This is a genomic window from Ectopseudomonas chengduensis (genome assembly GCF_900102635.1).
GTDB lineage: Bacteria > Pseudomonadota > Gammaproteobacteria > Pseudomonadales > Pseudomonadaceae > Aquipseudomonas > Aquipseudomonas chengduensis.
This window is the reverse complement of the sequence record NZ_FMZQ01000004.1, coordinates 81,079-97,692: the sequence shown is the minus strand read 5'-3', so window position 1 is coordinate 97,692 and position 16,614 is coordinate 81,079. Positions and strand designations below refer to the sequence as shown.

General features: G+C 60.4%; 18 protein-coding genes. 12 read left to right on the top strand and 6 right to left on the bottom strand.

Features of this window, described 5'->3' with window-relative positions:
- Window positions 1-12: 12 nt before the first annotated feature.
- The gene (locus BLS08_RS08755) at window positions 13-1,728 is read right to left on the bottom strand and encodes a proline--tRNA ligase (RefSeq protein WP_017677969.1); all 1,716 of its coding nucleotides are present in this window, start codon (window positions 1,726-1,728) and stop codon (window positions 13-15) included.
- A gap of 129 nt (window positions 1,729-1,857) precedes the next feature.
- Between BLS08_RS08755 and BLS08_RS08750 the strand changes: the two genes are divergently transcribed.
- Window positions 1,858-2,265, top strand: coding sequence for a PaaI family thioesterase (locus tag BLS08_RS08750; protein WP_017677968.1), 408 nt, complete (start codon window positions 1,858-1,860; stop codon window positions 2,263-2,265).
- A 73-nt stretch (window positions 2,266-2,338) separates the two neighbouring features.
- On the opposite strand, the gene BLS08_RS08745 is transcribed toward BLS08_RS08750, so the two are convergent.
- Complete coding sequence (locus BLS08_RS08745; RefSeq protein WP_017677967.1) at window positions 2,339-3,643, bottom strand: OprD family porin; 1,305 nt, start codon at window positions 3,641-3,643, stop codon at window positions 2,339-2,341.
- A 661-nt stretch (window positions 3,644-4,304) separates the two neighbouring features.
- On the opposite strand from BLS08_RS08745, the gene BLS08_RS08740 reads away from it, so the two are divergent.
- Window positions 4,305-4,736 (top strand): HIT family protein, encoded by a 432-nt coding sequence (locus tag BLS08_RS08740; protein ID WP_017677966.1) that lies wholly within the window; start codon window positions 4,305-4,307, stop codon window positions 4,734-4,736.
- Window positions 4,733-4,939: a SlyX family protein gene (locus BLS08_RS08735; RefSeq protein WP_004423461.1), complete on the top strand. Its 207-nt coding sequence runs from the start codon at window positions 4,733-4,735 to the stop codon at window positions 4,937-4,939. The genes BLS08_RS08740 and BLS08_RS08735 overlap by 4 nt, the downstream gene beginning before the upstream one ends.
- A 42-nt stretch (window positions 4,940-4,981) precedes the next feature.
- Here the strand turns inward: BLS08_RS08735 and BLS08_RS26800 are convergent, their stop codons facing one another.
- The 4 genes from BLS08_RS26800 to BLS08_RS08715 form a co-directional block, all read right to left on the bottom strand.
- Window positions 4,982-5,605: a cold-shock protein gene (locus BLS08_RS26800; protein WP_017677965.1), complete on the bottom strand. Its 624-nt coding sequence runs from the start codon at window positions 5,603-5,605 to the stop codon at window positions 4,982-4,984.
- 172 nt (window positions 5,606-5,777) lie between these two features.
- Window positions 5,778-6,845 (bottom strand): GGDEF domain-containing protein, encoded by a 1,068-nt coding sequence (locus BLS08_RS08725; protein ID WP_017677964.1) that lies wholly within the window; start codon window positions 6,843-6,845, stop codon window positions 5,778-5,780.
- A gap of 96 nt (window positions 6,846-6,941) precedes the next feature.
- The gene (locus BLS08_RS08720) at window positions 6,942-7,412 is read right to left on the bottom strand and encodes a Dps family protein (RefSeq protein ID WP_017677963.1); all 471 of its coding nucleotides are present in this window, start codon (window positions 7,410-7,412) and stop codon (window positions 6,942-6,944) included.
- A gap of 198 nt (window positions 7,413-7,610) precedes the next feature.
- Entirely contained in the window at window positions 7,611-8,729 is a 1,119-nt protein-coding gene (locus BLS08_RS08715) for an HD domain-containing phosphohydrolase (protein WP_017677962.1), read from the bottom strand.
- A 198-nt stretch (window positions 8,730-8,927) separates the two neighbouring features.
- Between BLS08_RS08715 and aspS the strand changes: the two genes are divergently transcribed.
- From aspS to tolA, 9 genes are all read left to right on the top strand, one after another.
- Window positions 8,928-10,703 (top strand): aspartate--tRNA ligase, encoded by a 1,776-nt coding sequence (gene aspS, locus BLS08_RS08710; protein ID WP_017677961.1) that lies wholly within the window; start codon window positions 8,928-8,930, stop codon window positions 10,701-10,703.
- A gap of 104 nt (window positions 10,704-10,807) precedes the next feature.
- Window positions 10,808-11,557: a YebC/PmpR family DNA-binding transcriptional regulator gene (locus BLS08_RS08705; protein WP_017677960.1), complete on the top strand. Its 750-nt coding sequence runs from the start codon at window positions 10,808-10,810 to the stop codon at window positions 11,555-11,557.
- A gap of 210 nt (window positions 11,558-11,767) precedes the next feature.
- Window positions 11,768-12,292, top strand: coding sequence for a crossover junction endodeoxyribonuclease RuvC (gene ruvC, locus BLS08_RS08700; protein ID WP_017361755.1), 525 nt, complete (start codon window positions 11,768-11,770; stop codon window positions 12,290-12,292).
- 21 nt (window positions 12,293-12,313) lie between these two features.
- Entirely contained in the window at window positions 12,314-12,919 is a 606-nt protein-coding gene (gene ruvA / locus BLS08_RS08695) for a Holliday junction branch migration protein RuvA (RefSeq protein ID WP_017677959.1), read from the top strand.
- Window positions 12,920-12,932: 13 nt separating this feature from the next.
- A complete protein-coding gene (gene ruvB / locus BLS08_RS08690; protein ID WP_017677958.1) occupies window positions 12,933-13,985 on the top strand; it encodes a Holliday junction branch migration DNA helicase RuvB in 1,053 nt (350 codons plus the stop codon).
- Between the two features lie 53 nt (window positions 13,986-14,038).
- Window positions 14,039-14,491: a tol-pal system-associated acyl-CoA thioesterase gene (gene ybgC / locus BLS08_RS08685; RefSeq protein ID WP_055983695.1), complete on the top strand. Its 453-nt coding sequence runs from the start codon at window positions 14,039-14,041 to the stop codon at window positions 14,489-14,491.
- Between the two features lie 2 nt (window positions 14,492-14,493).
- Window positions 14,494-15,189 carry a protein TolQ gene (gene tolQ, locus BLS08_RS08680; protein WP_021488347.1) on the top strand — a complete coding sequence of 232 codons (696 nt, stop codon included), beginning with the start codon at window positions 14,494-14,496 and terminating at the stop codon, window positions 15,187-15,189.
- Window positions 15,190-15,216: 27 nt separating this feature from the next.
- On the top strand, window positions 15,217-15,669 hold the full coding sequence (gene tolR, locus BLS08_RS08675; RefSeq protein WP_021488348.1) for a protein TolR: 453 nt from the start codon (window positions 15,217-15,219) through the stop codon (window positions 15,667-15,669).
- The gene (tolA, locus tag BLS08_RS08670; RefSeq protein ID WP_031306451.1) at window positions 15,666-16,613 is read left to right on the top strand and encodes a cell envelope integrity protein TolA; all 948 of its coding nucleotides are present in this window, start codon (window positions 15,666-15,668) and stop codon (window positions 16,611-16,613) included. The genes tolR and tolA overlap by 4 nt, the downstream gene beginning before the upstream one ends.
- Window position 16,614 lies beyond the last annotated feature (1 nt).

The following is a 16,614-nucleotide window of genomic DNA, read 5'->3' as shown; positions in this document are numbered from 1 at the left end:
GGTAGGGCGCGATCAGCGGCTGATACGGGCTTGCAGGAAGGACAGGATATCGGCCAGCGGCACGGCTTGCGCATCGGTTTCGGCACGGCTCTTGTACTCGAGGTTACCCTCGGCCAGGCCACGGTCGCTGACGACCACGCGATGCGGAATGCCTATCAGCTCCATGTCGGCGAACTTGATGCCGGGACTGGTTTTCTTGTCACGGTCATCCAGCAGTACTTCGTAACCAGCGGCGGTCAGCTCGGCATACAGCTTGTCGGTGGCCTCGCGCACCTGCTCGGTTTCGTAGCGTAGCGGTACCAGGGCGATCTGGAACGGTGCCAGGGCGTCGTTCCAGCGGATGCCGCGCTCGTCGAAGTTCTGCTCGATGGCCGCAGCCACCACGCGCGATACGCCGATGCCGTAGCAGCCCATGGTCAGGGTGACCGGCTTGCCGTTCTCACCGAGCACCTGGCAGTTCATCGCCTCGCTGTACTTGGTGCCGAGCTGGAAGATGTGGCCGACTTCGATGCCGCGTTTGATTTCCAGGGTGCCCTGGCCATCCGGACTGGGGTCGCCGGCGACGACATTGCGCAGGTCGGCAACCTCTGGCAGCGGCAGGTCGCGCTCCCAGTTGACGCCGAAATAGTGTTTGTCCTCGATGTTGGCACCGGCAGCGAAATCGCTCATCAGCGCCACGCTGCGGTCGATGATGCAGGGGATCGGCAGGTTGACCGGGCCCAGTGAGCCGGGGCCTGCGCCGATGGCAGCGCGAATCTCGGCTTCATTGGCCATCTGCAGCGGGCTGGCAACCAGCTCCAGGTTAGCAGCCTTGATCTCGTTCAGCTCGTGGTCGCCACGGACGATCAGGGCGATCAGCTTGCCTTCCTCGGCAGCGTGCACCACCAGGGTCTTGATGGTCTTCTCGATGGCCAGGCCGAAACCCTGCACCAGTGCGTCGATGGTCTTGGTGTCGGGCGTATCGACCAGGCGCATCGCTTCGGTCGCTGCAAGGCGCTCTTTCTCGCGAGGAATGGCTTCGGCCTTCTCGATATTGGCGGCGTAGTCGGAGACATTGCTGAAGGCGATATCGTCTTCACCGGAATCGGCCAGCACGTGGAATTCGTGCGAGCCGGTGCCGCCGATGGAGCCGGTATCGGCCTGCACCGGGCGGAAGTTCAGGCCCAGGCGACTGAACACGTTGCAGTAGGCCTGGTGCATGCGGTCATAGGTTTCCTGCAGGGACGCCTGGTCGGCATGGAAGGAATAGGCGTCCTTCATGATGAACTCGCGGCCACGCATCAAACCGAAGCGCGGACGGATCTCGTCACGGAACTTGGTCTGGATCTGATACATGTTGATCGGTAGCTGCTTGTAGCTGTTCAGCTCGTTGCGGGCCAGATCGGTGATCACTTCTTCATGAGTCGGGCCGACGCAGAATTCGCGATCATGACGGTCCTTGACCCGCAGCAGCTCGGGGCCGTATTGCACCCAGCGACCGGACTCCTGCCACAGCTCGGCCGGCTGAATGGCTGGCATCAGCACTTCCAGTGCTCCTGCGGCATTCATTTCTTCGCGCACCACGGTCTCGACCTTGCGCAGCACGCGCAGGCCCATCGGCAGCCAGGTGTACAGGCCGGAGGCCAGCTTGCGGATCATGCCGGCACGCAGCATCAGCTGGTGGCTGATCACCACGGCATCGGAAGGGGTTTCTTTCAGGGTCGAGAGCAGGAACTGACTGGTACGCATGTTTGGCCGTTCTGTCGGTTGCTAGGGCTTGGAATAGGCCGGCATTGTACGGTGCCTATACAGTGGCGTACAGGACGGGTGCAGGCGCAAAAGTGCTACTGCACGTGCCGGGAGGATTAAAGAGTGGGATTGACTGCGCTTGAGGTTCAGAGCCTGATTCGAGCTGGGCTACCGATGGCCGAGGATATCGATCTGCGGATCGACCGCCTCGATGAAGAAGGTGTGTTGGCGCGTGTGCCTTTTCACGCCAAATTGGTGCGTCCGGGCGGCACCCTCTCTGGCCCGACCATCATGGCGCTGGGGGATGCGGCGATGTATGCCGTGGTGTTGGGGCGTCTCGGCCGGGTGGAAATGGCAGTGACGTCCAATCTCAATATCAACTTTCTGGTCAAACCCAAGCCGGTGGACTTGTTGGCCGAGGCGCACATATTACGCTTGAGTCGGCGTCAGGCAGTTTGTGAGGTTTCGTTATATTCGGCTGGGAATGAGAATGAATTGGTGGCGCATGTGACGGGGACTTATGCTTTGCCCCTTTAGAGCACTGAGCCAGAAATAGAGAAACCCGGCCAAGGCCGGGTTTCTTTTATACCGCTATCGAGTAGCGCTGAAGTTACAGAACGCTCAGCGGGTATTCGACGATCAGGCGCAGGTCGTTGTTGTCTGAACCGTTTACCGAGTTGTACGCACTGTTGGCACGCCAGATGGCGCTACGAAGGCGGAACGACAGGTCTTTGGCGGCACCATCCTGAACGACGTATTTGGTTTCGAAGTTGAACTCGTGTTCTTTACCTTCCTCAGCGAAACCTGCAACGTCGATATTGTCGCCATAGATGTAGCGAGTCATGAAGCTCAGACCCGGTACGCCATACTCGGCCATGTTCAGGTCGTAGCGAGCCTGCCAGGAGCGTTCGTCCTTGCCATTGAAGTCGGAGTATTGCACGGAGTTGGCCAGCCAGACGGTACCGCCGCCGTCTACACCGTATTCATAGCCACGATCACCGCTCGAGCGTTGGTGGGCCAGGGTGAAAGTGTGAGCGCCCAGCGAGTAGGCAACTGCAAGACTCCAGATGGTGTTGTCTTCGTCACTAACAGTATTGGTGTAGGTCTTGTCGTAGTCGGTCTTGTAGACGTTGAAATCGAAGTTCAGAGCCTGCTCTTCGGCCAGCGACAGGTTGTAGTTGACGTTGCCGTAGTACTTCTTCCAGTAGTCTTCTACATCGGAGGCGTGGAATGCTGTACTCAGGTCATCGGTGAACGAGTAGGAAGCACCCACGATATTGGCGTACTTCAGGCCAGCTTCACCTTTGCCGTTGATGTCATCACGGCTGGTGCCAGTTTGGCTGCTCATGGCGGTGAAGCGACCGGCGCTCAGTTCCAGACCTTCGATTTCGTTACTTACCAAGTAAGTACCGGTGGTGACCTCTGGCAGGATGCGGCTATCGTCGGTGGAGAACACCGGGCTGGCGGTGAACTGACTGCCATACTTCAGAACAGTGTCGGAAATACGGAGCTTGACAGCGCCACCAACTTCGGTCTGAGTGTCGTCGCCACGACCGTCATCGGTCTGTGCGAACTGACCTGTGCCGTAGCGGCCACGACCGCTGTCGAGCTTGATGCTGCTCAGGGAGTGCGCGTCAAAGCCGACACCAACGGTACCTTGGGTGAAGCCGGATTCGTACAGCAGGCGGATACCCAGGCCAGTTTCTTCACGGTAGCCAGCCGGGTTGGCGGAGGTGCTTGCGCCGTTCGAGGCACCATTCTTGAAATCGCGGTTCATGTACAGAACGCGATTGAAGATATTGAAACTGCTGTCTTCGATAAAGCCGTTGGACTCGGACTGGCTGGAAGCCACTGCCATTTGGCTGGTGCCCGCGGCTACTGCCAGGGCGATTACGCTCCACTTCATCACTTGCATCGTGATTGCTCCTTTGGTTTAGAAGAGTTGCGCTGCCCACTGTTTTGTTATATGGGCGGCTCTTTCTTTTTGTGTCGGCGGTAACTTATAGCACGCAGCCAATATTGGCGATAGTTGCAGTCTATTCATTACGACCTCGTTCATGCTGGTGTCGCATCGCATTAGGAGGAATGTCGCAAATCTGTAGCTCTGTCCTTGCGTTTCGTTATGCCAACGCTTTCGCGGCTCTGAGGTGCCTGGGGCCACTGTTATTGATCGACTGCACGGCTCGCCGAGCATTGCTTTCACAGATAGCAAAAGTCGTGCTCAAAACCTGGATGCACCGCTAAAACCTTGATTTTCTGGCATGCGGTGCGTCGAGTAGCGACGCTGATGCCGCGTGCGGCGCGGGTTTGCCTGAGCGAGGTAAGTTCTTCGTGTCTGGCCAGCGGCAGGCGATATCGCCTGCGTTCATATCGCTGCTCCGGTAACGCTTGGCACTGTCTATTACGGGAAGAAACAAAATGGTGCACGTCTGCGGTGCGTGTGCGTCCTGGCTGCCTTGCGTTGGTGCGTAGCCGCCGGATGAAGTCTCGACTGAGCCAGCGTATGCTGCGCGCCATCGTTTGGCCCTTGCTGGGGGCTACGCTTGATTGATCCCTTTATAAGGAGGAGAGCCGTCATGTTCGCTCTGGATTCGCGTCTGCAGCAGGACTGCCTGCTGGTCGGGGATTTTCCCCTGTGTCGTTTGCTGCTGATGAATGACTCCAATTACCCCTGGTTCATCCTCGTGCCTCGGCGTGAGGAGGTCAGCGAGTTGTTCCAGCTCGACGCTGACGATCAGCGTCAACTGTGGCAGGAGACCACGCTGCTGGCCGAGATCCTCAAGGACACTTTTGCCGCCGACAAGATGAACGTGGCCACGCTCGGCAATGTCGTCAGTCAGCTGCATATGCATGTGATCGTGCGCCGACGTGACGATGTCGCCTGGCCCGCACCGGTCTGGGGGCGGCATCCGGCGCAGCCTTACGCACGGCAGCAGGTGGGACAGGTCATCGACAAGCTGCGCCTGGTGCTGACCGAGGATTTTCAGTTTGCCGGAGAGCCAGCATGAGCCTCGAGTCGCGGATCATGGAGCTGGAAAGCCGCCTGGCTTTTCAGGATGACACCATTCAGGCGCTCAGCGATGAGCTGGTCGAACAGAACAGGCGCATCGAGCGGATGCAGCTGCAATTGACGGTTCTGGCGCGGCGCCAGGAGGAGTTGAGCGGTCAGGCGGGTATTGCCGAAGACGAAGCGCCGCCACCTCATTACTGATATGAAAAAGCCCGGGTTCCCGGGCTTTTCTTTACGTGCTGCTCAGCGCCGTGAAGGGGCTGCTGCGATCACGTCCTCCGCCTGCAGGCCTTTGTCACGCTGCATGACCGAGAACTCCACGCGTTGACCTTCGATCAGTACGCGGTGGCCCTCGCCGCGAATGGCGCGAAAGTGCACGAAGATATCGTCACCCGAGTCGCGGGAAATGAAGCCGAACCCCTTGGACGTATTGAACCACTTGACCGTACCAGTCTCGCGATCATCTGGAGTCACGCTGGTGCTGGCACTGGCTTGTTGTACGGGCGGGCGTCGATCTGCGCTGCGCGGCTGCGTGCCCAGCTGTGCTGCGAGGCTCAGCGCCACGGCAACGACCAAGGCCAGAAGCGGTAACCAGATGGCGGGTTGGCTACCGATGCTGGGCAGCGGGGCAAGCAGGATCAGGCTCTGTACCACGGCAGCCAGTATCAATAGAGCCGATGACAGCCCCAGCAGTTGTTGGCGCGCGGGGTGGGCGTTCTGTTGTTGCGCTGCGGCAAGCAGGTTGAACAGGCCGATCAGGGCCAGATAAATGGCATCCGGGGTGGTCAGGAACGAAGTGGAAAAACCGGGTACGGCAGACAGCAGCAGGGCGGCAAACCCTGTCACGAGATGGGCAATCTTCAACATCTTCGATGAACTCACTGATTGAATGATGACTCAAGGTGTTGCGGAGAGAGCGCGCTTCAAGGGTTGCCAGTTGAACGGCAACGACGCGCGCCGGTATACAAGGTTGGCGACGCCGCAGAATGGTAATGCGGCGTGCGAGACTATTTAACAGCAAAGGCGGGGGCTTCTCAAATCAAGCGCTTAGCATCGTTTCGCTGGTAATGGGGTGGACCTGATTGCGCCCGGCGCGTTTGGCTTGATAAAGCGCGTCATCAGCCCGCGTGAGCAGAGATTCGAATGTGTCGCCTTCTTCGGCCATGGCGCAGCCGAAGGACGCGGTAATGCTGTCCAGAATCTGGTCCGTGCGCCTTACCTTGACCCTCAGTGACTGGATCTTGTGGCGCAGTTGTTCGGCGAAATCGAGGACTCCGTTGAGGTTGGCGCAGTTACGCAGTACCACACAGAACTCTTCGCCGCCGTAGCGCGCAGCAAAGGCCTCCGGTGGCAGCAGGTCACGCAATAGTTGCCCGACGTGTTGCAGTACGCGGTCACCCAGTGGATGGCCGTATTGGTCGTTGAACTGCTTGAAGTGGTCGATATCCAGAATCACCAGCGCCAGGCCCTGTTGTGACTCGTTCAGGGCGCGCTCCAGCAAACGGGTAAAGGCATGGCGGTTGAATACGCGGGTCAGGCTGTCGAGCGTTGCTGCCAGATGTGCACGCTCCAACTGGCTGCGCAGGTGCGTGATCTCTTGCTGCGCGGCGCGCAGGCGGTAAAGGAATTTTTCCTGCTGATCCTGCATCAGCTGGGTGCTTTCCTGCAGATCGCTGAGCACGCTGGGTAGATCGTCGACGATGGGTTCCTGCAGTGCGCTGAGACCCTGGCTCAGGCTCTGCTGGTAGTACTGGCCGCCAATCACGCTGCGTGAGACGTCGCCTTCGATATCATCGACCAGCTCGATTACCTGCTGCTGGCCGGCGCGAGCTTCTTCCAGCTCGCCGCGGATGATGTAATCGCGAAACAGCCGGCTGGCGGTTTCCAGCGGGAATACGTCAAAGTCCTCGACCACCTTGTCCAGGCGGCGGTTGAGCTCTGGTTCGCTGCCTCTGCTGTAGGTGTACCAGAGTGCATAGTGCACCGGGTTTGGTGGGATATCGTGACGCATCATCAGTGGCACGGCTTGCTTCAGGAGCTCGGCCGCCTCGCGGGTTTCCTCCGGGTACAGGTCGATGATGCTGGGCGGTTTGGCTGGCTGACTCATGGGTGTCGGAAACTCAATGGCGAATGGCCAGAGCATAGATCAGGGCGAGGCTGCATGCCTAATGGAAAGGCCCGGATCACCGGGCCTCTGAGCGTCTCAAACAGCGAGCAGGCTACGCAGCATCCAGGCGGTTTTCTCGTGCACCTGCATGCGTTGGGTCAGCAGGTCGGCAGTCGGCTCGTCGCTGACCTTGTCCAGCAGCGGGAAAATACCGCGCGCAGTGCGTACGACGGCCTCTTGGCCTTGCACCAGTAGTTTGATCATTTCGTCGGCGCTGGGTACGCCTTCCTCTTCCTTGATCGAGGACAGGCGGGCGTAGGCGGCGTAGGTGCCTGGCGCCGGGAAGCCCAGTGCACGGATTCGTTCGGCGATTGCATCAACCGCCAGCGCCAGTTCGGTGTACTGGCCTTCGAACATCAGGTGCAGGGTGTTGAACATCGGACCGGTGACGTTCCAGTGGAAGTTATGGGTCTTCAGGTACAGGGTGTAGGTGTCGGCCAGAAGGCGCGAGAGGCCTTCGGCGATGGTGGCGCGATCCTGTTCGGCGATTCCGATATTGATTTCCATGGTTTTTCTCCTTTCAGGTGAGCCCAGGGTGTTTATCCCGCAGTGTTGGTGAGAGCCTAACACGCAGGGCGTCGGGATGATCCTGGCTTATATCAATGAAAGCGATGTTTAGAGGCTATTGATAGCGGACGGTTCATTTGCGGCCAATAAATCCCGGCCCTGGCGCGGCGTCAGTCCGGTGCGTGGTGCAATGCCCGCTCAGCCGTGCGCCAGTCCCGGCTGCTGCTGCAGGGTGCGATTGAATACCTCCACCCAATGGGCGCTGAATTGCTGGCCGGCAAGGTTGTTGATTTCAAGGATGGCGCGTAGCAATGGGCGTTTGCTCAATGTCTGATGCGCGCGTTCATGGGTCCTTGCGTCAAAGGTGTCGACGATATGCAGGATCAGTGCGCCTGGGGCTATCTCCCTTTCGCTCAGGCCTTTGGGGTAGCCAGAGCCATCGGCATGTTCCTGGTGCTGCATGATGATCTCCATCGCCGCCGACCAGTCAGGCATGCGTTTGAGCAGGTCGCTGGCCAGGCGCGGGTGGCCTTGCATCATGCGGCGTTCTTCGCGGCTGAAATGGCTTTGCTTGTGCAGAAGCTCCAGCGGCAGGAAGGCCATGCCGAGGTCATGCAGGCAGACTGCGGCCGCCAGTTGCTCCGGCTGTTCCGCGTAGCCGCCCGCTGCATTGATGCTCAGTGCCAGTTCCAGCAGGCGCAGGTTGCGGCCTCGCCAGTAGGGGGAGCGCTGTTCGGCGGCCTCGGTCAGTGCACAAAAGAACTGCAGATCGGGCTGGACCACGATCGCGTGGCGTGCCAGCAGCGCTTCGATGCGGCTTGGTTGCGCTTCTTCGGTGAGTTGCAGGCGAGTGCTGGGGTCCATCTGCTGCAGCAGCTCGAGTCGTACCTTGGTCTGTCGCTCATTCGGCGTTATGGCCAGCGCCTGCAGCGCGTTGCACAGCTGGCTGACCTGCGTGCTATCCGGGGCTGGGTCGGCGCCACCCAGTGCCTGAGCGATCTGGGCGCGCAGATGGTCGAGGCTGAGCAGCAGTATGTCTCCGAGCAGGCTGTCGAAGGTCAGGTGCCCCGAGCGCAGGGCGTCGAGTACGTCCTCCATGGCTTGTGGCAACGGCATCAGTTCGTTGAGCCCGACGTAACTAAGATTGCCCTTGAGCGTATGGATCAGGCGAAACAGCTCGCGCAGCCGTTCCGAGCTCTTTGGCGCTCGTTCCAGTTCGATCAGCAGTTGCTCGCAGCGGGGAAACTGCTCGGCGGCGTCGAGGCGGAAATCTTCCAGCAGATCGCTGGACAGGTCGCTGCGATGGGGTTGGGCCATGGTCGTTCTCCAGGCAGGAGGCGCTGTTCATTATAGAAGGCATCTGCCGAGCGGCTGCGTCATGACGATTTACGCTATATAATCCCGCTCTTTATCGAAGCGCGGCGTACGGTTGGACGTTCGCTGTGGTGTGGCTCCTGCCCAGGGCGTTGGGGGCTGCCTGACCTATCCAAGACCTTAGAGAAGCGAAACACGATCATGATGCGCAGCCACTATTGCGGCCAGTTGAACGAGAGCCTGGATGGCCAGGAAATCACCCTTTGCGGCTGGGTACATCGTCGCCGTGACCATGGCGGGGTGATCTTCCTCGATATCCGTGATCGTGAAGGCCTGGCCCAGGTGGTATTCGATCCTGATCGTGCCGAGACCTTCGCCAAGGCCGACCGCGTGCGCAGCGAATACGTGGTGAAGATCACCGGCAAGGTTCGCCTGCGTCCGGCCGGTGCGGTCAACCCGAACATGGCGTCCGGTGCCATCGAAGTGCTGGGCTATGAACTGGAAGTGCTCAACGAAGCGGAAACCCCACCGTTCCCGCTCAATGAATACACCGACGTTGGTGAAGAAACCCGCCTGCGCTATCGCTTCATCGACCTGCGTCGCCCGGAAATGGCCGAGAAGCTGAAACTGCGTTCGCGCATCACCAGCAGTATCCGTCGCTACCTCGACGACAACGGTTTCCTCGACGTGGAAACCCCAATCCTGACCCGCGCCACCCCGGAAGGTGCGCGCGACTATCTGGTGCCGAGCCGCACCCACGCTGGCAGCTTCTTCGCCCTGCCGCAGTCGCCGCAGCTGTTCAAGCAACTGCTGATGGTCGCCGGCTTCGACCGCTACTACCAGATCGCCAAGTGCTTCCGCGACGAGGACCTGCGCGCCGACCGTCAGCCGGAGTTCACCCAGATCGACATCGAGACCAGCTTCCTCGATGAAAAAGACATCATGGACATCACCGAGACCATGGTGCGCAACCTGTTCAAGGAAGTGCTCGATGTCGAGTTCGGCGAACTGCCGCACATGACCCTGGCCGAAGCCATGCGCCGCTTCGGTTCGGACAAGCCGGACCTGCGTATCCCGCTGGAGCTGGTCGATGTGGAAGATCAGCTCAAGGACGTCGAATTCAAGGTCTTCGCGGGACCTGCCAACGACCCGAAATGCCGCGTGACCGCGCTGCGCGTGCCGGGCGGGGCGAGCATGCCGCGCAAGCAGATCGACGACTACACCAAGTTCGTCGGCATCTACGGTGCCAAGGGCCTGGCCTATATCAAGGTCAACGAGCGTGCTGCCGGCGTTGATGGTTTGCAGTCGCCGATCGTCAAGAACATCCCGCTGGACAACATCAACGTCATCCTCGACCGCGTTGGCGCTGTCGACGGCGATATCGTGTTCTTCGGCGCCGACAAGGCCAAGATCGTCAGCGAGGCCCTGGGCGCGCTGCGCATCAAGCTGGGCCATGACCTCAACCTGCTGACTTGCGAGTGGGCACCGCTGTGGGTCGTCGACTTCCCGATGTTCGAGGAGAACGACGACGGCAGCCTGACCGCCATGCACCACCCGTTCACTTCGCCGAGCTGCAGCCCCGAAGAGCTGGAGGCCAACCCGGCTGCCGCGCTGTCGCGCGCCTATGACATGGTGCTCAACGGCACCGAACTGGGTGGCGGTTCGATCCGTATTCACGACAAGGCCATGCAGCAGACCGTTTTCCGTGTGCTCGGCATCAGCGAAGAAGAGCAGCAGGAGAAGTTCGGCTTCCTGCTCGATGCGCTGAAATACGGCGCGCCGCCCCATGGTGGCCTGGCCTTCGGCCTCGATCGTCTGGTGATGCTGATGACCGGTGCTTCGTCGATCCGAGAAGTGATCGCCTTCCCGAAAACCCAGAGCGCGGCCTGCGTCATGACTCAGGCGCCGGGTGTGGTGGACGCCAAGTCGCTGCGCGAGCTGCACATCCGCCTGCGCGAGCAACCCAAGGCCGAATAAGCCTGCAAAAGAAGCCTGGAGATCCCAGGCTTCTTCGTTATGGGGTGGAGAGACTCAAGTGCTTACGCCCCTGCAATTGTGAAACCTTATAGATGGAGTGAGTTATGGCTGGTCATTCCAAATGGGCCAACATCAAGCACCGCAAGGGGCGTCAGGACGCCAAGCGCGGCAAGATCTTCACCAAGCTGATCCGTGAGCTGACGGTCGCGGCCAAGCATGGTGGTCCGGTTTCGGCGGACAACCCGCGTCTGCGCCTGGCCGTGGACAAGGCACTGACCAACAACATGTCGCGTGACGTGATCGACCGCGCCATCGCCCGCGGCGCCGGCAACAACGAAGCCGACAACGTCGTCGAGTTCAGCTACGAAGGCTATGCGCCGAGCGGCGTGGCGATCATCGTCGAGGTGATGACCGACAACCGCAACCGTACCGCAGCCGAAGTGCGTCATGCCTTCACCAAGTGCGGCGGCAACCTCGGCACCGATGGTTCGGTTGCCTACATGTTCGAGCGCAAGGGGCAGATCAGCTTCGCGCCGGGTGTCGATGAAGATGCCCTGATGGAGGCAGCGCTGGAAGCCGGTGCCGACGATGTGGAAATGGGAGAGGACGGTTCGGCCCTGGTGTCGACCAGCTTCACCGAGTTCCATGCCGTCAACGAAGCACTGAGCGCTGCTGGTTTCAAGGCCGAGGAAGCGGAAATCGCCATGATCCCCTCGATCAGCGCGCCGATTGCCGATCTGGAAACGGCGCAGAAGGTGTTCAAACTGATCGATATGCTCGAAGACCTGGATGACGTGCAGAACGTCTATCACAACGCTGAAGTCGCTGACGAGATCATGGAACAGCTCGGCTGAGGCTGTAGCCCCATCCAATATGGGGCGGTTTTGTAGGGCGGGGGAACCCCGCCAAGCTTATGATGGCGGGTTGCACCTGCCCTACGAATGAGAAGGCCGGAAGCGCTGCACAGCGCTTCCGGCTTTTTTCGTCAGGCTGACCGGCTGGCGGATGACGTCGACGAGGGCGCCCCGTATACTCGCCAACTGGATAAATAGACAGTTGCTGATATGACCCTGATTCTAGGCATCGACCCGGGTTCGCGTATTACCGGCTATGGCGTGGTGCGTGATACCGGGCGCGGTTGCGAGTACGTGGCCTCGGGCTGCATTCGTACCGGCAACGGTCCTTTGGCCGAGCGTCTGCAAATCGTCTTTCGCGGAGTCAGCGAGGTGATTCGCACCCATGGTCCGGTGACCATGGGTATCGAGCAGGTGTTCATGGCGCGCAATGCCGATTCGGCGCTCAAGCTGGGGCAGGCGCGTGGCGCGGCCATCGTCGCAGCGGTGGAGGCGGGGCTGGAAGTCAGCGAGTACACCGCGACCCAGGTCAAGCAGGCCGTGGTCGGCACCGGTGCGGCGGACAAGCAGCAGGTACAGATGATGGTCATGCATCTGCTCAAGCTGGTGCAGAAACCGCAGATCGACGCCTCCGACGCCCTGGGCATCGCTCTGTGTCATGCCCATCACAGGCAGAGTCTCATTCCCCACGGGCTTGCCGGCGCCAAGCGGCGTGGCGGCCGTCTTCGTTTGTAATCGGATTAAAGGAAAACAGTGGTGATCGGACGTTTGCGCGGCACTCTGGCGGAGAAGCAGCCGCCGCATTTGCTTCTGGATGTGAATGGCGTCGGTTATGAGCTGGAAGTACCGATGACGACCCTTTATCGTCTGCCTGCGGTGGGCGAACCGGTAACCCTGCACGCTCACTTGGTGGTGCGTGAAGATGCGCATCTGCTGTATGGCTTCTTCGAAAAGCGCGAGCGTGAACTGTTTCGCGAGCTGATTCGCCTCAATGGCGTCGGCCCCAAGCTGGCGTTGGCGCTGATGTCGGGGCTGGAGGTCGATGAGCTGGTGCGCTGCGTGCAGGCCCAGGACACGGCGGCGCTGGTCAAGGTACCTGGAGTGGGCAAGAAAACCGCCGAGCGTCTGCTGGTCGAGCTCAAGGATCGTTTCAAGGCCTGGGAGTCGATACCGTCCATTGCGCCTTTGGTGGTGGAACCTCAACTGGCTCAGGCAGTCTCAAGCGCGGAGAATGATGCCGTCAGTGCCCTGATATCCCTTGGCTACAAGCCGCAGGAGGCCAGCCGAGCAGTTGCCGCCGTCAAGGAGGATGGTATGAGCAGTGAAGATTTGATCCGACGCGCGCTGCGCGGCATGGTTTAGTGGAACCTTATTGATGATCGAAGCCGATCGCCTGATTACCGCCAGCCCACGTGAGCGCGACGAGCAGCAGGACCGGGCCATTCGCCCGTTGCGGCTGGCCGACTACATCGGTCAGCCCGTCGTGCGCGAACAGATGGCGCTGTTCATCCAGGCTGCGCGGGGCAGGGTGGAAGCACTCGACCATACGCTGATCTTCGGCCCACCGGGCCTGGGTAAGACCACCCTGGCCCATATCATCGCCGAAGAAATGGGCAGCTCGATCAAGAGCACTTCCGGCCCGGTGCTTGAGCGACCGGGTGATCTGGCTGCGCTGCTGACCAACCTGGAAAGCGGCGATGTACTGTTCATCGACGAAATTCACCGTCTTTCGCCGGTAGTCGAGGAAGTCCTGTATCCGGCCATGGAAGACTTCCAGCTCGACATCATGATCGGCGAGGGCCCGGCGGCCCGCTCGATCAAGCTGGATCTGCCACCCTTCACCCTGGTTGGCGCCACCACCCGTGCCGGCATGCTGACCAATCCGCTGCGCGACCGCTTCGGTATCGTCCAGCGCCTGGAGTTCTACGGTATCGACGACCTGGCCACCATCGTCTCGCGCTCAGCTGGGATTCTCGGCCTGCCCATCGAGGCCAAGGGTGCTTTTGAGATTGCCCGTCGTGCGCGTGGTACGCCGCGTATTGCCAACCGCCTGTTGCGTCGTGTGCGCGACTTTGCCGAAGTGCGCGGTAACGGCCATATCACGCAGCTGACCGCCGATCAGGCGTTGAATCTGCTGGATGTCGACGAGCGCGGTTTCGATCATTCCGACCGCCGCCTGCTGCTAGCCATGATCGAGAAGTTTGATGGCGGCCCGGTAGGGCTCGACAGCCTGGCGGCGGCGATAGGTGAGGAGCGCCATACCATCGAGGATGTGCTCGAGCCGTATCTGATTCAGCAGGGTTACATGATGCGCACGCCGCGCGGACGTGTGGTCACTCGCCATGCCTACCTGCACTTCGGGCTGAATATTCCCAAGCGCGCTGGCGAGCAGGTCGCTGGCGATCTTTTCGCGGCAGGTGACGAATGACGAAAAAATTGTTACCAGCCCGGATTGGCAAGCAGCAGGCCGGGGACTAGAGTATGCGCGCGCAAAACGGAGTCCAGCCGTTCAGCCACCACTGCCGGGTCTATTACGAAGATACCGATGCGGGCGGCATCGTCTACTACGTCAACTACCTCAAATTCATGGAGCGGGCTCGCACCGAGCGTCTGCGTGAGCTGGGTTATGCCCAGTCGACGCTTGCCGGTGAGGGCCTGTTGTTCGTCGTGCATTCTGCTGAGGCGCGTTATCACGCGCCGGCGCGCCTGGATGACGAACTGGTGATCAGCGCCGATGTGATCGAATTGAACCGTGCCAGCCTGCGCTTTCGTCAACAGGTCAGGCGGGCTACGGATGATGTGCTGCTCTGCGAAGGGCAGTTTCTGGTGGCCTGTGTGCGCGCCGACAACTTGAAACCCCGGGCTATCCCCGAAACCCTGCGACACGCGTTCGCTGGGACGCAGGCGCCGGGTCTAATTGCAGCAGGAGAGTAAGCGTGGAAGCTAACGCCGTTGACCATATGTCGATGTGGAGTCTGATCAGTAGCGCCAGTCTGTTGGTTCAGTTGGTGATGCTGACCCTGGTGGCCGCCTCGGTCATTTCCTGGGTGATGATCTTCCAGCGCAGCAATGCCATTCGCGCCGCCAAGCGTGCGCTGGACAACTTCGAAGATCGCTTCTGGTCCGGCATCGACCTGTCCAAACTGTATCGCCAGGCCGGCAGCAACCCCGATCCGGATTCCGGTCTGGAGCAGATCTTCCGTGCCGGCTTCAAGGAATTCTCCCGTCTGCGTCAGCAGCAGGGCGTCGACCCGGATGCGGTGATGGACGGCGTGGCGCGTGCCATGCGCGTGGCCATTTCCCGCGAGGAAGAGAAGCTGGAAACCGCGCTGCCGTTTCTCGCCACCGTCGGCTCCACCAGCCCGTACATCGGCCTGTTCGGTACCGTATGGGGCATCATGAACTCCTTCCGCGGCTTGGCCCAGGTGCAGCAAGCCACGCTGGCTACCGTGGCACCGGGTATTGCCGAAGCGCTGATCGCTACTGCCATCGGCCTGTTTGCGGCGATTCCGGCGGTCATCGCCTACAACCGTTTCTCTGCCCGCAGCGAGATGCTGATCGGTCGTTACTACACCTTCGCCGACGAGTTCCAGGCCATCCTGCACCGCAAAGTGCACACCTCGGAAGACTAAGGCGAGCGAAGAGGACAGGTTTTAACCATGGCGAGAATTCGCAACAGACGCAAACCGGTCGCCGAGATGAACGTGGTGCCCTACATCGACGTGATGTTGGTACTGCTGGTCATCTTCATGGTCACCGCGCCGATGCTCAATCAGGGCGTCAAGGTCGATCTGCCCAAGGTCAGCAGTGAAGCGCTGCCGCAGGACAACGACGCGCAGGTACTGACCATCTCCATCAAGGCCGACAAGACCTACTACTGGAACATGGGCAGCGAGGTCGACGTCGACACCGAGCAGGAGCGGGCCTCGACCCTCGAGCAGATGACTCAGGCCGTGTCGGCGATCATTGCCGAGAACCGTCGTCAGGGTAAGCAGGTGCAGGTGTTCGTGCGCGGTGATCGCACGGTCGATTACGGCACCGTGATGTCGGCCATGGGCGGTCTGCAGCAGGCCGACGTGGGTAACGTCGGACTGATTACCGAGGCTCCCTGATGCAGCAAACCGAGCGTTCGCAATCGGAAAGCTACTTCTGGCCCGTGGTTTGGGCGGTGGGTCTGCATGTCCTGATGTTCGCCATGCTGTTCGTCAGCTTCGCCTTCACCCCGGAGCTGCCACCGGCGCGTCCAGTGGTGCAGGCTACGCTGTATCAGTTGCAGTCACAGAGCCAGGCCACTACGCAGACTACGCAAAAGGTTGCAGGCGAGGCGCAGAAGACCTCGGCGCCACAGTTCGAGACCGAAAGGCTGGAACAGAAGAAAGCCGAGGAGCAGAAGCAGGCCCAGGCCGAAGCGCAGAAGGTAGCCGCAGCCAAGAAAGCCGAGGAACAAAAGCAGGCCGAAGAGGCTCGAAAGGCCGAGGCGGCGAAGAAAGCCGAGGCCGATAAGGCCGCCGAGCAGAAACGTCAGGCGGATATCGCCAAGAAGCGCGCCGAGGAAGAGGCGAAGAAGAAAGCCGCTGAAGAGGCCAAGAAGAAGGCCGCTGCAGAAGAGGCCAAGAAAAAAGCGGCAGCCGCCGAAGCTGCGAAGAAGAAAGCCGCCGAGGATGCACGGCGCAAGGCCGCCGAGGATCAGAAGGCGGCAGCGCTGGCCGAACTGCTGTCGGACAATGTGCAGAACCAGCAGGCGCTGGCCGAGACCCATGGTGACCAGGTTGCCGGCAACCTCGATGATCTGATCATCAAGCTGATTACCGAGAACTGGCAGCGGCCGATGTCGGCGCGTCGAGGCATGAGCGTCGAGTTGCTGATTCAGATGCTGCCCGATGGCACCGTGACCAACGCCAGCGTATCGCGCTCCAGTGGCGATGCACCGTTCGACAACTCGGCCGTTGCAGCTGTACGTAACGTCGGGCGTATTCCCGAGATGCAACAATTGGATCGCGCTACCTTCGACCGTATGTACAGGCAGCGACGCGTTATTTTCAAACCGGAGGATTGAG

Bases quoted from the DNA above. Each gene is read 5' to 3' on its own strand.
- BLS08_RS08720 (WP_017677963.1), bottom strand. From the start codon at position 7,412: ATGGAAATCAATATCGGAATCGCCGAACAGGATCGCGCCACCATCGCC.
- BLS08_RS08740 (WP_017677966.1), top strand. From the start codon at position 4,305: ATGTTCGCTCTGGATTCGCGTCTGCAGCAGGACTGCCTGCTGGTCGGG.
- BLS08_RS08745 (WP_017677967.1), bottom strand. From the start codon at position 3,643: ATGCAAGTGATGAAGTGGAGCGTAATCGCCCTGGCAGTAGCCGCGGGC.
- BLS08_RS08725 (WP_017677964.1), bottom strand. From the start codon at position 6,845: ATGAGTCAGCCAGCCAAACCGCCCAGCATCATCGACCTGTACCCGGAG.
- BLS08_RS08705 (WP_017677960.1), top strand. From the start codon at position 10,808: ATGGCTGGTCATTCCAAATGGGCCAACATCAAGCACCGCAAGGGGCGT.
- ybgC (WP_055983695.1), top strand. From the start codon at position 14,039: ATGCGCGCGCAAAACGGAGTCCAGCCGTTCAGCCACCACTGCCGGGTC.
- ruvC (WP_017361755.1), top strand. From the start codon at position 11,768: ATGACCCTGATTCTAGGCATCGACCCGGGTTCGCGTATTACCGGCTAT.
- BLS08_RS26800 (WP_017677965.1), bottom strand. From the start codon at position 5,605: ATGTTGAAGATTGCCCATCTCGTGACAGGGTTTGCCGCCCTGCTGCTG.
- BLS08_RS08735 (WP_004423461.1), top strand. From the start codon at position 4,733: ATGAGCCTCGAGTCGCGGATCATGGAGCTGGAAAGCCGCCTGGCTTTT.
- aspS (WP_017677961.1), top strand. From the start codon at position 8,928: ATGATGCGCAGCCACTATTGCGGCCAGTTGAACGAGAGCCTGGATGGC.
- BLS08_RS08715 (WP_017677962.1), bottom strand. From the start codon at position 8,729: ATGGCCCAACCCCATCGCAGCGACCTGTCCAGCGATCTGCTGGAAGAT.
- BLS08_RS08755 (WP_017677969.1), bottom strand. From the start codon at position 1,728: ATGCGTACCAGTCAGTTCCTGCTCTCGACCCTGAAAGAAACCCCTTCC.
- ruvB (WP_017677958.1), top strand. From the start codon at position 12,933: ATGATCGAAGCCGATCGCCTGATTACCGCCAGCCCACGTGAGCGCGAC.
- tolR (WP_021488348.1), top strand. From the start codon at position 15,217: ATGGCGAGAATTCGCAACAGACGCAAACCGGTCGCCGAGATGAACGTG.